This is a genomic window from Mycobacteroides saopaulense (assembly GCF_001456355.1).
Classification (GTDB): domain Bacteria; phylum Actinomycetota; class Actinomycetes; order Mycobacteriales; family Mycobacteriaceae; genus Mycobacterium; species Mycobacterium saopaulense.
In genome coordinates, this window is record NZ_CP010271.1 from 1897535 (window position 1) to 1912058 (window position 14524).

Sequence of the window (14524 nt, forward strand, 5' to 3'; positions counted from 1 at the left end):
CTGACGCCGTTCCCTAGCGCCTAGTCACAGAAAGTCATTCGCACAGTGTCTATTTTCGTCGACTTCGTTCCGGACGAGTCACCCGCAGCCGAGGCCACCCCGCGCCCATCGCAGTGGCGTCCGCGGCTCACCCGTGCCGCCCTGCCGCTGCTGTCGGTAGTCGTCTTCATCGGAATATGGCAGCTGGCGGCGGCCAGCGGCATCTGGAACCAAACCTTCGTGCCGTATCCGAGCAGCGTGTGGCGCGCGTTCATCGAAGTATCCACCAACCACGACGGCGTGCACGGCTACGGCGGCTATCTGTTGGTCGAGCACCTGTACATGACGTTGCGCCGCTTGCTGTTCGGTGTGATCATCGGCGTGACGGCGGGTGTGCTGCTGGGGCTGCTGATGGGATCGATCGGGTGGGTGCGCAGTGTTCTCGAACCCTGGCTGACGTTCCTGCGCACACTGCCGCCGCTGGCGTATTTCTTCCTGCTGGTGATCTGGCTGGGCATCGACGAGGCACCCAAGATCACCCTGCTCGCGCTGGCGGCACTGCCGCCCGCGACCGTCGCCACCACGGCGGCGGTGGTGGCAGCCCCGGTGGGCTTGGTGGAGGCCGCCCGCGCGCTGGGTGCCAGCCGGTGGCAGGTGACCCGAGACGTGGTGATCCCGTCGGCATTACCCGAGACCTTCACCGGAATCCGGCTCGCCGTGGGCATGGCGTACTCATCGGTGGTCGCCGCCGAATTGTTCAACGGCATACCGGGTATCGGTGGTCTGGTGAAAGATGCCAGTAACTACAACAACACTCCGGTGGTGCTCGTCGGGATCTTCTCGATCGGCATCTCAGGGCTGGTGATCGACGGTGCCCTACGTGCGGTGGAGCGCCGGGCCGTGCCGTGGCGGGGCAAGATATGAGACTGCGCACGGTCGCGGCTGCCCTTGCCGTGGCGATGTCGGTCCTGTCTGGGTGCGCCATCGACCACTCCGGTCTGCAGAACGGCAAGCCCACCATTCGGATCGGCTATCAGAGCTTTCCCAGCGGAGACCTTGTGGTCAAGCAAAACCGTTGGTTGGAAACGGCATTGCCCGAATACAACATCAAGTGGACGCGGTTCGACTCCGGTGCCGATGTCAACACGGCGTTCATCGCCAGGGAACTGGACTTCGGAGCGCTGGGGTCGAGCCCCTTCGCGCGCGGCCTCTCAGCGCCCCTGAACATCGCCTATCGGGTGGCATTCGTGCTGGATGTGGCGGGCGACAACGAGGCGCTGGTGGCCAGCAACCGCAGCGGCGTCACAACGGTAGCCGAGCTCAAGGGTCGGCGCGTGGGCACGCCGTTCGCGTCCACGGCACACTACAGTCTGCTCTCCGCGCTGGCGCAGAACGGATTGTCGGCGAAGGACGTTCAGCTGGTGGACCTGCAGCCGCAGGCCGCGCTGGCCGCCTTCGACCGGGGCGACGTGGACGCCGTCTACACCTGGCTGCCCACCGTCGATCAGGTGCGCAAGAACGGCAGGCAACTGATCACCAGCCGACAGCTGGCAACCGACGGCAGGCCGACCCTGGACCTGGGTGCGGTATCCAACGCGTTCGCCGATGCGCACCCCGAGATTGTCGATGTGTGGCGCAAACAGCAGGCGCGGGCGCTCAAACTCATCCGCGGCGAGCCGAGTTCGGCGGCCAAGGCCATCGCGGCAGAGATCGGGCTCAGCCCACAGGAGGTGGCCGACCAACTCAAGCAGGGCATCTATCTGAGCCCGGAAGAGATCGCCTCGCCGAAATGGCTTGGTGAGGACGGCAAACCAGGCCACATCGCCATCGATCTGCAGAGCGCATCGCAGTTTCTGGCCGATCAGAAGCAGATCCCCGGTGCCGCGCCGCTGTCGACGTTCGAGAATGCTGTCTACACGAAGGGCTTGCCCGATGTCATTGGTCGATGATGTGGAAACCGGTGTACAGGACCGAGATACCGGATCGATTCGAATCAGCGGGGTGACCCACAGCTACGGCAGCGGTGCGACCAGGACGACGGCATTGGGCCCGGTGGATCTGACCGTCGAGCCGGGAACCTTCCTGGTGCTGGTGGGTGCCTCGGGCTGTGGTAAGAGCACCCTGCTACGGCTGTTGGCCGGATTCGAATCGCCGAGTGAAGGGGCCGTGCAGGTGGCCGGCGGCGTGCCCACACCGGGCATCACCTCCGGGGTGGTGTTCCAGCAGCCGCGCCTGTTTCCGTGGCGCACCGTGGGCGGCAATGTCGAGCTCGCGCTCAAGTACGCAAAGGTGCCCCGTGAACGCTGGGCGCAGCGCCGCGACCAACTACTCACCCGAGTCGGGTTGGAGGGCACCGCGAATCGCCGCATCTGGGAGATCAGCGGTGGCCAGCAGCAGCGAGTGGCGATCGCCCGTGCGCTCGCCGCGGAGACTCCGCTGTTTCTCCTGGACGAGCCCTTCGCGGCGCTCGACGCGCTCACCCGTGAACGTCTCCAGGAGGATGTCCGTCAGGTCAGTGCCGAATCGGGTCGTACCACGGTCTTCGTCACGCACAGCGCCGACGAGGCTGCTTTTCTCGGATCGCGCATCGTGGTACTGACCCGTCGTCCTGGCCAGGTGGCGCTGGATATCCCGGTGGGGCTGCCTCGGACCGGCGTCGACCCCGACGACCTACGCCGTTCGCCCGAGTATGCCGAGCTCCGCACCGAGGTGGGTCGAGCGGTGAAAGCCGCTGCCGCCTAGCCTGTTTCCGGGTATAGCCGCAGAAGCTCGGCCGCCTCGGTCTGGTACGCGTGCTCTGCCCAGGCCAGCGGGGTCGTGCCGAAACGGTCATCGGCGATCGTGCGATCGGCTCCGGCCTGCAGAAGTCGTCGGATCAGCTCCAGATCGCCGGCCCAGGCCGCATGGTGCAACGGCGTAGCGCCTTCCGCGTCGCGTGCGTTGACATCGGTGGGGAAGGAGGGTGGCACCAGAATGGCCCCCGTGGTGTCGATTCCGTGTCGGGCCAGTAGCTCCAGGCGGTCGGCGAACCCATGCCCGGCGGCCCACTCGATCTGTCGTCGCCACATCTGCTCGCGGGTCTCCATGGCCTCGCCCAGGCGGCGTTCCCAGGGGCTGATACCGGCGTCAGCCAGCCCGTGGGAGAACAGCAGCTTCAGATGCGAGTCATCGGGGCGGAACATCCGGTTGTAGAGGGTCTGCTGATCCACCGGGTGTGCGCCGCGTTCGAGCAGCACAGTGGCCAGCGCCTCGGCGAACGGGTGACGGGGCTGGCGGCCCGGTCCTTGCTCGCCTTCGCCGAAGGCGCCGGTGAGCGCGGTGAACGGGGTGGACAGCCCACACCACAGGTACCCCGAGTTCGGGTCGGCGCCGGCATCCAGCAGCAGGTGTGCGGTGGCCAGCGTGTCATCGACGGAGCGGCCCAACGGGGCGCGTCCGTAGCACAGGTACATCAGCGGAAACCATTGGTAAGGGCCGCCGCTCGTCGTCGCGAGCGTCGGCCGCGCGGCCAGGTGGCGGGTGAGCGCGGCAGGGTCGGCGGCAGAGGCGGCGGCCCACACGTGTTTCTCGACCAGTCCTGGCTCGTCGGCCAACAGATCGGCTGCCGCCTGCCAACGCGGCGGCTCGTCGTTCTCGTCGTATCGCAGCGACGCCAGGGCGCAGAACCGGTCGGCGGGGTCGAGGGCGGCCTCGTCCACCGCACTCGGATCGGTGTTCAGTTCGACGACGAGTTCCACGTAGCGCACGAGCGCCGGCCAGCCGGTGAATCCGTAGCGGCGTGCCGTCGTCGACTGTGCATCGTGCAGTGCGAATCGCTCACTCGCCAAAGCGATATCCGGGCGTGGATGGTATCGGCGCACCGTGGCGATCGCCTCGGGATCTTCGGTGCGTACCGCGCGCTGCAACCCGCGCGCGTCATCGCGGATGCGATCCAGGGACGGATTGCTGGGAAGGGTGCTGGCCATGACGGCCTCCTCTCGTGAGCCCGATGTCCGCGAGACCGGGCCGAGAAGAGGTCGGTGAACCTATCCAAGCAAAGCAGGGAGGCTGAGCCTCTTCGGGCGGACACCGGGCGCTCCTGCACGCCCGGCATCCACATTACCGCGCTACAGCGCGGGTCGGCGGTCCGCCCACGGCTGCGTCGCTTCCAGCTGAGCTGCCAGCCGAATGAGCAGCGATTCGCCGCCGAGTGGGGCGACGAACTGCACCCCGAGCGGCAGGCCATTCGGTGTCTGATACAGCGGCAACGAAATAGCTGGGCGCCCAGTGAGATTCGCCAACTGGGTATAGGGGACCCAGCCGAGATTGTCGTTGATCATGCTGTCGACGATGTTCGCGTACTTGAGCACGCGGGCCGTCTTGGTGCGTAGCAGCAGATCGGACACGGCCGCCAGCGGCGCCGGCAGGTTGAACTCGCCGATACGCGGCGGAACCTTGGCCAGCGTCGGCGTGAGCAGCAGATCGTAGTCGCCGAAGAAGGCCGACAGGTCCCGCACATAGTTGTGCCGGCGCTCCACGGCCGCAACGTAATCGGGGCCACTGGTGGCGCGGCCCAGCGCGGCGATGAGCAGGGTGTCGCGCTCGAATCCCTCGTCGCCCGCTCCGGTTCGCCGCTTGGTGTCGTCCACCTCGTAGGCGGCGTGCACAAACCAGGTCAGCAGGAAATCGCGGGCCAGTTGGCCGTCGTCGTAAGGGGCACTCACCTGTTCCACCTCGTGGCCCAGGTGAGTCAGAACACGTATCGCGGATTCGACCGCGGCGACCGCGGCGGGGTCGGGATTCGGGGTGATGACGGTGGGGATGCGCACGCCGATTCGCAGCTTGCCGGGGTCCCGGCCCACCTGTGAGGCATACGAATCCTGCGGTATCGCTGCCAGATACGGCGACGTCGCATCGGGTCCGGCGATGACGTCGAGCATGGCCGCTGTATCGCGGACGGTTCGCGATACGGTGCCGCTGACCGCCGCACCGTGCATGGGCTCACCGGCCATCGGGCCCATCGGAGTGATACCGCGCCCCGGTTTGAGACCTACCAGACCACAACATCCCGCGGGAATGCGGATCGATCCGCCCCCGTCGCTGGCGCCTGCCACCGGCACGATTCCGGCCGCCACCGCGGCGGCAGATCCGCCCGAGGATCCGCCGGGTGTGCGGTCCAGATCCCATGGATTACGGCTCGCACCAAATAGTTCCGGCTCGGTGATGCCCTTCGAACCGAACTCGGGGGTGTTGGTCTTGCCGAAGACGACCAGCCCGGCGTCGAGCCAGCGCTGCACGATGGTGGAGTGTTCCGTTGCGGGCAGGTTGGACAGCGCCCGGCACCCGCCCGCCGTCGGGTGGCCTTTGTAGTCCTGGCCCAGATCTTTGATGAGGAAGGGGACCCCCGCGAACGGTCCGGTCAGCTCGCCTTCGGCCTGTTTGTCTGCCTCGGGGATGGTCCTGACGACGGCGTTGATCTTGTCGTCGACCGCGGCCGCGCGCGCACGGGCGGCCGCGAGCAATTCGACCGGCGTGACCTGCTTGGTGGCGACCAGCTCGGCTAGGCCGGTGGCGTCATATTGGGAGTAGTCGGAGAAGTCCACCCGGCCAGCCTATGCCGCCTCAGGAGGTCAGGCGTTGGCCTTCTTCAACACGTCGTTGTAGATGGCGACGATTTTCTCGGTCTGCAACGACTGCCGCGGCTCATCCTGATGCGCGGATACGACCTCGGTCATCTGCCGGAGCTTGGCGCGGTTATCGGCGAGTGCGCGGATGGCCTTCGCGATGGCTTCGACGGACTCGTTCTCTGTGACCAGACCGCCGCCGTCGGGCACCGATTCGCCCAGGATCTGGTCGCAGAAGATCACCGGGGTCGACATCGAAATCGCCTCCAGCAGAACCAATCCCTGGGTATCGAAGCCGTAGGAGGTGAACAGCAGGGCGCTGCTGGCTCCCATCGCCGCCAGGCAGCTGTCCTGGCTGACCCGGCCACGCAGCCGGATGCGATGCGAGGCCCCGTGCGAATCGACGTACTTCTTGATCGCGTGTTCCAGGTGGCCGTCGCCGTAGATGTCCATGACGCAGTTCTGGACCTGGGTGGCCGCCTTCACCGCCTCCAGCACCCGCTTCTCGGGAGACAGGCGTCCGCACCAGATCAATCGCAGCGGCTCGTCATCGGTCGGCTTGTCGTCGGCGGCTTCGCGGGCGATGTCCACGAGCTCGTCGTCCACACCGTTCGACACCACCGAGATTGGGCGACGTAGACCGCGGTCGGTGAGTGCCTGCGCGAAGTGTGTCGTGGGGGTGATCTCGTGATCCACTGCCTGCGCCTGCGCCATCATCAGCTGCCAGGCCCGCCGTGACGCAGCGGACTCCTGCACCGTCGTCAGGTGGAAGTCCTTGGGCAGGTGGCGCTCCTGCATCTGACTGAAGATCCAGGCCAGCAGCAGGGGATTGGGGCTGGCCTTCTCGAAGTAGACGTCGTACCGCGTGTGCTTGGTCTGCACCACCGGGATGCCGTTGCGGCGCGCGGCCTCCACACCGGCGATGCAGACGCCCAAGTCACCCTGGCTGTGAATGATGTCGATGGGTCCGCGGGCGCGCAGCTCCCGATCGATCAGCTCCCGGTTCGCCGCTCCCGGCCACACGAAGGTGAAGTCGTCGTGCTTACCGAGCTTGCGCATGGCCTCGGCCACGAATGGCACGGGCTTGACCTCGACGACGTTCGGGTCGGGGTCGACGGTGTGCGCCAACGGTGCGGTGAACACGGTCACCTTGTGTCCCAGCCGCTCCAGGCCGTGACGCTGGCGGGCCACCGAGATCTGTGCCCCACCCAGGCTCTCGGGGTGAAGATCGGTGAACAGCGCTATATGCATCGTCGAAACCTGTCGTTGTGTGCCAATACGGCGTGCGGAACCGGGGCCCAACCCGCCCCGAACCGTATCGGATCGCCGGTACTGCCGCTGAGATACCCAGACAGAAGGCCCCGACTAAGGCCAGCCTCCCCACCGCGGATGACCTCACCCAGTAGGCTCGATCATGTGCAACGTCGAATTATGGGGATCGAGACCGAGTTCGGCGTCACGTGCACATTTCACGGCCACCGAAGGCTGAGCCCGGACGAGGTCGCCCGCTACCTGTTCCGCCGCGTGGTGTCCTGGGGCCGCAGTTCCAACGTCTTTTTGCGTAACGGCGCACGGCTCTACCTCGACGTGGGCAGCCACCCCGAATACGCCACCGCCGAATGCGACAGCCTGGTGCAGCTGGTCACTCACGACCGCGCCGGGGAGCGCGTGCTCGAAGACCTGCTCATCGATGCCGAACAGCGCCTGACCGATGAAGGCATCGGCGGCGATATCTATCTGTTCAAGAACAACACCGACTCGGCCGGCAACTCCTACGGCTGCCACGAGAACTACCTCATCGTGCGGGCGGGGGAGTTCTCCCGGATCTCTGACGTGCTGCTGCCGTTCCTGGTCACCCGCCAGCTGATCTGCGGCGCGGGGAAGGTCCTGCAGACACCTAAGGCGGCGACCTACTGCTTATCGCAACGCGCCGAACATATTTGGGAAGGTGTGTCGTCGGCGACCACCCGTAGCCGTCCCATCATCAACACCCGAGACGAACCGCACGCCGATGCCGAGAAGTACCGGCGCCTGCACGTCATCGTCGGCGACTCCAACATGGCCGAGACCACCACCATGCTCAAGGTGGGCACTGCGGCCCTGGTGCTGGAGATGATCGAGTCGGGTGTGGCCTTCCGTGACTTCTCGCTGGACAACCCGATCAGGGCTATCCGCGAGGTCAGCCATGACCTCACCGGACGGCGCCCCGTGCGACTCGCCGGAGGACGGCAGGCCAGCGCGCTGGACATCCAGCGCGAGTACCACGCGCGCGCCGTGGAACACCTCAACACCAGAGAGCCCAACGAGCAGATCGAGCAGGTCGTCGAGCTCTGGGGCCGCACGCTGGACGCCGTTGAGAGCCAAGACTTCTCGAAGGTCGATACCGAGATCGACTGGGTGATCAAGCGCAAGCTGTTCCAGCGCTACCAGGACCGCTACGACATGGAGCTGTCCGATCCCAAGATCGCGCAGTTGGACCTGGCGTATCACGACATCAAGCGTGGCCGCGGCGTGTTCGACCTGCTGCAGCGCAAGGGTTTGGCTGCCCGGGTCACCACCGACGAGGAGATCAAGGCAGCCGTCGACCAGCCGCCGCAGACCACCCGGGCCAAGCTGCGCGGTGATTTCATCACCGCCGCCCAGGAGGCGGGACGCGATTTCACGGTGGACTGGGTGCACCTCAAGCTCAACGACCAGGCGCAGCGCACCGTGTTGTGCAAGGACCCGTTCCGGTCGGTCGACGAGCGGGTGGAACGTCTCATCGCCAGCATGTAGCGGCCCATTTCTCGCCGAGATGACATTGGTGCTGGAGATTCGCCTGATTCACCCGCATGAGTGTCATCTCGGCGGCCGTAAACGTCGAACAAACTTTCGCAACACCCCCTAAAGCGCTGGCAGGAAACGCGCCCTGGTCCTCTAAGCTTTCCGCCGTGGCGATCTCCAAAGTCGAGCGGTTGATGAACCTGGTGATCTGCCTGCTGTCCACACGCGCCTACGTCACCGCCGAACGCATCCGAACCTCCGTGGCCGGTTACTCGGACTCGCCGAGCGACGAGGCCTTCAGCCGGATGTTCGAGCGTGACAAGAACGAACTGCGTGATCTGGGCATCCCACTGGAGACGGGGAAGGTGTCGTCCTTCGACGCCACCGAGGGCTACCGCATCCGCCGCGATGCCTACGAGCTGCCCGACATCACCCTCACCGCCGACGAGTCCGCGGCCGTCGCCGTCGCGACCCAGCTGTGGCAATCGCCCGAGCTGGTCACCGCGGCCCAGGGTGCGCTGATGAAGCTGCGGGCGGCGGGGGTCGACGTCGACCCTGCCGCCGAGAACGTCTCGGTGGCAGGGTCCACGGCAAACCTAGCAATGCCCGGTGGGCGCGGATCGGAATCGGTGTTGCGAGTTCTGTTGTCCGCCATCGACTCCGGTCAGGCCGTGCAGTTCGGACACCGGCCCTCGCGTGCCGAGCCTTACGTCACGCGCACCGTTGAACCCTGGGGCGTGATCACCGATCGCGGACGCTGGTATCTCGTCGGGCACGACCGCGACCGGGATGCCACCCGCACCTTCCGGCTCTCCCGTATCGGCGAGGACGTCACGATGATGGACAAACCGGGGACGGTACGACGCCCCGAGGGAGTGGATCTGCGCGCCATCGTGGCCAGGGCTGTCGGTGACGGGCCGGTGCGGATCACCGCACGTGTGTGGATCGCCGAGGGACGCGCCCAGGAACTGCGCCGCATGGGTGCCGTGGTCGAGCCCCGGCGGCTGGGCGAACGTGACGGAGATGTCGTCGAGATCGAGGTCGCCTCACCGGACCGGCTGGTCCGTTCGATCGCCTCCCACGGCGCCGACGCGGTGGCGCTGGAACCGGCCCAGGTGCGTGACGAAGTCGTGGCCCGGCTTCAGGAGCAGGCAGGAGTCACCGCATGACCGAGCTGTCGAACAGGCTCACGCGACTGCTGAACATGGTTCCGTACTTCCAGGCCAATCCGGGTATCAGCGCCGCCGACGCCGCCGCGGACCTGGGTGTCACCACCAAACAGCTGATGGCTGACCTGAACCAGCTGTGGATGTGCGGTCTGCCCGGCTACGGTCCCGGCGATCTGATCGATCTGTCCTTCTCCGAGGAGAGCATCGAGGTCACCTTTTCCGCCGGTATCGACCGTCCGCTACGCCTCACTTCGCCGGAGGCGACGGCGCTGCTGGTCGCGTTGCGCGCACTGCTGGACATGCCCGGAACCGTCGATCCCGAGGCCGCGCGCAGTGCCATCGCCAAGATCGAAGAGGCCGCCGGGGCGGCTCCCGCCGACGCTGCGCCCGTGCCGGCGCCCGCCGTCGAATCAGAGGCGGTGAGCGCGGTGCGTTCGGCCGTACGCAACCGCAAGGCATTGCGCATCGAGTACTACTCGGCATCGCGCGATGCGTTGTCGGAGCGCGTGGTCGATCCCATCCGCATCGCGGTGGTGGGGGACCACAGCTATCTGGAGGCCTGGTGCCGCGCGTCCGAGGGCGTGCGGTTGTTCCGGTTCGACCGAATCGAACAGGCCGAGGTCCTCGATCAGCGCGCGGCGCCGCCCGCACCGGCCGTGCAGACGGCCACCGACACCGGTCTGTTCGAGGCCGATCCTTCGCTTCCGGCGGCGACGGTGCTCGTCGGCCCGAGTGCCTCCTGGGTGTTCGACTACTTCCCGATGCGTCCGACCGGCACCCAGCATGCCGACGGATCGGTGGAGGCCGCGATGACCTACGCCTCCGAGGATTGGATGGCGCGTTTGATCCTGGGATTTGGTTCGGCGATCCGCGTGCTGGCGCCGGAGTCGTTGGCGCGACGCGTGCGCACCGACGCGGCGGCGGCGCTGGCGGCCTATCAGGCCAGCTGACCGCAACCCGCCCTGGGGTAGCATTCAGGGCAGACATGACGTCAGGAGGTGACCACATTGGGCGGTCTACAACCCATGCACTGGGTAATCGTTATCGTCGTATTCGCGCTGCTCTTCGGAGCCAAGAAGCTGCCAGACCTCGCGCGTTCGCTGGGTAAGTCGCTGCGGATCTTCAAGTCGGAAGTCAAGGAACTGCAGAACGACGGAAAGAGTGCGGATACCGCCGCGCAAGCCGTTGAGCAGCAGCAGGTGCCTCCCGCCGCCGCCGTGGAAGCTCCCCCCATCGAAACGACACCCGGTCACAAGCCCGCTGTCTAGCCGCGTTCGACCGCAGGATAGGCCGGCCGGACAGGTCATGCATTCATGAACAAAATCGTCGGTGCTCTTCGGCTGCGCCGACAACCCAAGAATCCCGACGGCACCATGTCGCTGGTGGAGCATCTGCAGGAGCTGCGGACGCGACTGCTGATCTCGGTGGCTGCCGTCCTGCTGACCACGATCATCGGTTTCGTCTGGTACGAGCACGCCATGTTCGGGATCGAAAGCCTCGGTGAGTGGCTGCGCGAACCGTATTGCTCGCTGCCGGCCAGCGCGCGAGCCAACCTCAGCGCCGACGGCGCCTGCCGGCTCTTGGCCACCGCGCCCTTCGAGCAGTTCATGCTGCGCCTCAAGGTGGGCCTGACCGCAGGCGTGGTGCTGGCCTGCCCCGTGTGGCTCTACCAAATCTGGCGGTTCATCACCCCCGGCCTGTACCGCAATGAACGCAGATTCGCGGTCATCTTCGTGACCGCGGCGGCGGTGCTCTTCGTCGCCGGTGCGCTGCTGGCCTACCTGGTGCTGGCCAAGGCCCTGCACTTCCTGTTGACCGTGGGTAGCGACGTTCAGGTCACCGGGCTCAAGGGTGACGAGTACTTCAGCTTCCTGATCAACCTGCTGCTGGTCTTCGGCGTCAGCTTCGAATTTCCGCTGCTGCTCGTCATGTTGAACTTCGTCGGGATCCTGTCCTACGACAAGCTCAAGAATTGGCGCCGCGGCATCATCTTCGGCCTGTTCGTGTTCGCCGCCTTCGCCACGCCGGGCTCCGATCCGTTCTCGATGACGGCACTGGGGCTCGCGCTGACGCTGCTGTTGGAGTTCGCGATCCAGGTCGCCCGCGTGCACGACAAACGCAAGGCCAAGCGCGAGGCCGCACAGCAACTCGATGACGACGAGGCCTCGGCGCTCGACGCGCCCGAAGCCATTGCCGCGCCCGAACCGATCGGTCCCCCCGAGCGGTTTGACAACATGGGCAAGTGACCAGCATCGGAACCGAGCTCAGCGCCTTCTCCCAAGGGCTGAGCTTCGCGCTCGATCCGTTCCAGGTGCGCGCATGCACCGCCCTGGAGAACGGCCACGGCGTGCTGGTCTGCGCGCCCACCGGCGCGGGTAAGACCATCGTCGGAGAATTCGCGGTGCACCTGGCGCTGGCGGCCGGGCGCAAGTGCTTCTACACCACCCCGATCAAGGCGTTGAGCAACCAGAAGTACAACGACCTGGTGTCGGTGTACGGGCCGGAGAAGGTCGGTCTGCTCACCGGCGACTCGTCGATCAATTCAGATGCTCCCGTGGTGGTGATGACCACCGAGGTGCTGCGCAACATGCTGTACGCGGATTCGCCGGCACTGCATGGTCTTTCGTATGTGGTGATGGATGAGGTGCACTTCCTCGCCGACCGGTTCCGCGGTGCGGTGTGGGAAGAAGTGATCCTGCACCTGCCCGAGGATGTCGCGCTGGCCAGCCTGTCGGCCACGGTGAGCAACGCCGAGGAATTCGGCGGTTGGATCAAGACGGTCCGCGGGGACACCACTGTGGTGGTCGACGAGACCAGACCGGTTCCGTTGTGGCAGCACGTCATAGTGGGCCGGCGGCTGTTCGACCTGTTCGATTACGACGGCAAGAAGACCGATGTCGACCCCGAACTCACCCGCTACATCGCCCAGCGTCGACAGGCCGATCGGTTCGCCGACTTCGACCGCCCACATCGTCGCGGGCCGCACCATCGGTCCCCGCAATCACGCCCCACCCTCTACCGACCGCCGTCGCGGCCGGAGGTCATCACCCGGCTCGACGAGGATGGCCTGCTCCCGGCGATCACCTTCATCTTCTCGCGGGCCGGATGTGATGGCGCTGTGGCGCAATGTCTTCGGTCCCGGTTGCGGTTGACGACGGAGGAGGAACGGCGCGAGATCGTCGCGATCATCGACCGCCGCACCGAGGGACTGCCCGAGGCCGACCTGGATGTGCTCGGGTACTGGCAGTGGCGGGAAGGCCTGCTGCGCGGAATCGCCGCACACCATGCGGGCATGCTGCCGGTCTTCCGACACACCGTCGAGGAGTTGTTCACCAAGGGGTTGGTGAAGGCGGTATTCGCGACCGAGACACTGGCACTGGGAATCAACATGCCCGCGCGCACGGTGGTGCTGGAGCGGTTGGTCAAGTTCAACGGCGAGCAGCACGCCGCGCTGACCCCGGGGGAATACACCCAGCTGACCGGGCGGGCGGGCCGGCGCGGAATCGACGTCGAGGGGCACGCCGTCGTGCTGTGGACACCCGAGGTGGAGCCCAGCGAGATCGCGGGCCTGGCGTCCACACGCACCTTCCCGCTGCGCAGTTCCTTTGCGCCGTCGTACAACATGACGATCAATCTGGTGCACCGCATGGGCCCGGACCCCGCGCGTGAACTGCTGGAGCGATCCTTCGCGCAGTACCAGGCCGACCGCTCTGTCGTGGGATTGGTGCGCGGAATCGAACGCGGTCAGAGGATGCTCGATGAGATCGCCAAAGAGACTGGCGGACATGATGGTTCCATCTTGCAGTACGTCCGGCTGCGCGCCAGTCTCTCCGAACGCGAGCGCGCGGCGGCCCGTGCCTCGCGGCTCGAACGCCGCGGCGCGGCCAATGATGCCCTGGCGGCGCTCAAGCGCGGTGATGTCATCGCCATCCCGCACGGAAGGCGCAACGGCGTGGCCGTGGTGCTGGAGCCCGCCAACGACGACGAAGATCCTCGTCCGCTGGTTCTGACCGAACATCGTTGGGCGGGAAGGATTTCCTCGGCAGACTATTCGGGAGGGGCGGAACCACTGGGATCCATCGCGCTGCCCAAACGCGTCGAGCATCGCCAGCCCAAGGTGCGGCGCGATGTGGCATCGGCGTTGCGATCGGCGCTCGACGAGGGCCGGGTGCGCAGGCCCCAACCCGCGAAGGGCCGCAAGGGTGCCGACGGATCGGATTTCGGGGTGGACGCCGAAGTCCAACGGCTGCGTCACGAAATCCGGGAGCATCCCGCCCATCACGGCGCCAACCGCGAGGAGCTGGCGCGCACCGGTGAACGCTATCTGCGCATCGAACGCGACAACGCTCAACTGCAGAAGAAAGTGGCTGCCGCGACGAACTCGCTCGCGCGCACCTTCGACCGCATCCTGGCGCTGCTGGCCGAACGCGGATACGTCGAGAGCAGCGAAGAACTGGGGATGAAGGTCACCGAAGACGGCATGCTGCTGGCCCGCATCTACAGCGAGAGTGATCTGCTGGTCGCCGAGTGCCTGCGGCGCGGGCTGTGGGCAGGCCTCAAGCCCGCTGAGCTGGCGGCGGTGGCATCGGCGGTGTTGTACGAGTCGCGCGGCGACACGGTATCGGTGACGGGCGAGGCCCCGACAGCCGCGTTGCGCGGGGCACTCGCCGAGACGCACCGGGCGCTGGCACGCCTGCGGCGCGACGAGCAGCAGCACCATCTGTCGCCGACCCGCGACATCGACGAGGGCTTCGTGGGGGCGGTCTACCGGTGGGCGACCACCGGAGATCTGGCAGCATCGTTGGAGGCGGCCGGCGATACCGGTACCGCGCTGCCCGCGGGCGATTTCGTGCGGTGGTGCCGACAAGTGGTGGATCTACTAGACCAGATTCACAAGGCGGCGCCGGATGCCGATGTGCGTTCGGCGGCAAAGGCCGCGGTGGCCGACGTGCGGCGTGGCGTCGTCGCCGTTGATGGCACATAAGGTCGAGCAAACGCTAAGGTGGAGCG

At 66.4% G+C, this 14524-nt stretch carries 12 protein-coding genes; 9 read left to right on the top strand and 3 right to left on the bottom strand.

The window, feature by feature from the left end; translation table 11 throughout:
• Positions 1-45 precede the first annotated feature (45 nt).
• Genes MYCSP_RS09470 through MYCSP_RS09480 form a run of 3 tightly spaced genes read left to right on the top strand, consistent with a single transcriptional unit; the run spans position 46 to position 2721 of the window.
• Positions 46-903, top strand: coding sequence for an ABC transporter permease (locus MYCSP_RS09470; RefSeq protein WP_088413665.1), 858 nt, complete (start codon positions 46-48; stop codon positions 901-903).
• Entirely contained in the window at positions 900-1928 is a 1029-nt protein-coding gene (locus MYCSP_RS09475; RefSeq protein WP_088413666.1) for a taurine ABC transporter substrate-binding protein, read from the top strand. The genes MYCSP_RS09470 and MYCSP_RS09475 overlap by 4 nt, the downstream gene beginning before the upstream one ends.
• Positions 1912-2721 carry an ABC transporter ATP-binding protein gene (locus MYCSP_RS09480; RefSeq protein ID WP_083018305.1) on the top strand — a complete coding sequence of 270 codons (810 nt, stop codon included), beginning with the start codon at positions 1912-1914 and terminating at the stop codon, positions 2719-2721. The genes MYCSP_RS09475 and MYCSP_RS09480 overlap by 17 nt, the downstream gene beginning before the upstream one ends.
• Here the strand turns inward: MYCSP_RS09480 and MYCSP_RS23230 are convergent.
• From MYCSP_RS23230 to MYCSP_RS09495, 3 genes are all read right to left on the bottom strand, one after another.
• Positions 2718-3944 (bottom strand): ankyrin repeat domain-containing protein, encoded by a 1227-nt coding sequence (locus MYCSP_RS23230; RefSeq protein WP_162266224.1) that lies wholly within the window; start codon positions 3942-3944, stop codon positions 2718-2720. The two genes, MYCSP_RS09480 and MYCSP_RS23230, sit on opposite strands and share 4 nt — an antisense overlap.
• A 141-nt stretch (positions 3945-4085) precedes the next feature.
• A complete protein-coding gene (locus tag MYCSP_RS09490; RefSeq protein ID WP_088413667.1) occupies positions 4086-5561 on the bottom strand; it encodes an amidase in 1476 nt (491 codons plus the stop codon).
• A 27-nt stretch (positions 5562-5588) separates the two neighbouring features.
• Positions 5589-6833: a glycosyltransferase gene (locus tag MYCSP_RS09495; RefSeq protein ID WP_088413668.1), complete on the bottom strand. Its 1245-nt coding sequence runs from the start codon at positions 6831-6833 to the stop codon at positions 5589-5591.
• 165 nt (positions 6834-6998) lie between these two features.
• Here MYCSP_RS09495 and pafA point away from each other — a divergent pair, with 165 nt between their 5' ends.
• From pafA to MYCSP_RS09525, 6 genes are all read left to right on the top strand, one after another.
• Positions 6999-8357, top strand: a complete 1359-nt coding sequence (pafA, locus tag MYCSP_RS09500; RefSeq protein ID WP_088413669.1) for a Pup--protein ligase — start codon at positions 6999-7001, stop codon at positions 8355-8357.
• Between the two features lie 155 nt (positions 8358-8512).
• Positions 8513-9514, top strand: a complete 1002-nt coding sequence (locus MYCSP_RS09505) for a helix-turn-helix transcriptional regulator (protein ID WP_083018298.1) — start codon at positions 8513-8515, stop codon at positions 9512-9514.
• Positions 9511-10464 (top strand): helix-turn-helix transcriptional regulator, encoded by a 954-nt coding sequence (locus MYCSP_RS09510; protein ID WP_083018297.1) that lies wholly within the window; start codon positions 9511-9513, stop codon positions 10462-10464. The genes MYCSP_RS09505 and MYCSP_RS09510 overlap by 4 nt, the downstream gene beginning before the upstream one ends.
• Before the next feature lie 57 nt (positions 10465-10521).
• Positions 10522-10782, top strand: coding sequence for a Sec-independent protein translocase subunit TatA (gene tatA / locus MYCSP_RS09515; RefSeq protein WP_162266341.1), 261 nt, complete (start codon positions 10522-10524; stop codon positions 10780-10782).
• Positions 10783-10827: 45 nt separating this feature from the next.
• On the top strand, positions 10828-11760 hold the full coding sequence (gene tatC / locus MYCSP_RS09520; RefSeq protein WP_088413671.1) for a twin-arginine translocase subunit TatC: 933 nt from the start codon (positions 10828-10830) through the stop codon (positions 11758-11760).
• Positions 11757-14498, top strand: coding sequence for a DEAD/DEAH box helicase (locus MYCSP_RS09525; protein WP_088413672.1), 2742 nt, complete (start codon positions 11757-11759; stop codon positions 14496-14498). Before tatC ends, MYCSP_RS09525 begins: the two co-directional genes overlap by 4 nt.
• Positions 14499-14524: the final 26 nt, after the last annotated feature.

What these genes read in the sequence shown, in the direction of transcription:
- MYCSP_RS09475 (WP_088413666.1), top strand. Translation starts at nt 900, where the DNA reads ATGAGACTGCGCACGGTCGCGGCTGCCCTTGCCGTGGCGATGTCGGTC.
- MYCSP_RS09480 (WP_083018305.1), top strand. Translation starts at nt 1,912, where the DNA reads ATGTCATTGGTCGATGATGTGGAAACCGGTGTACAGGACCGAGATACC.
- MYCSP_RS23230 (WP_162266224.1), bottom strand. Translation starts at nt 3,944, where the DNA reads ATGGCCAGCACCCTTCCCAGCAATCCGTCCCTGGATCGCATCCGCGAT.
- MYCSP_RS09495 (WP_088413668.1), bottom strand. Translation starts at nt 6,833, where the DNA reads ATGCATATAGCGCTGTTCACCGATCTTCACCCCGAGAGCCTGGGTGGG.
- MYCSP_RS09510 (WP_083018297.1), top strand. Translation starts at nt 9,511, where the DNA reads ATGACCGAGCTGTCGAACAGGCTCACGCGACTGCTGAACATGGTTCCG.
- tatC (WP_088413671.1), top strand. Translation starts at nt 10,828, where the DNA reads ATGAACAAAATCGTCGGTGCTCTTCGGCTGCGCCGACAACCCAAGAAT.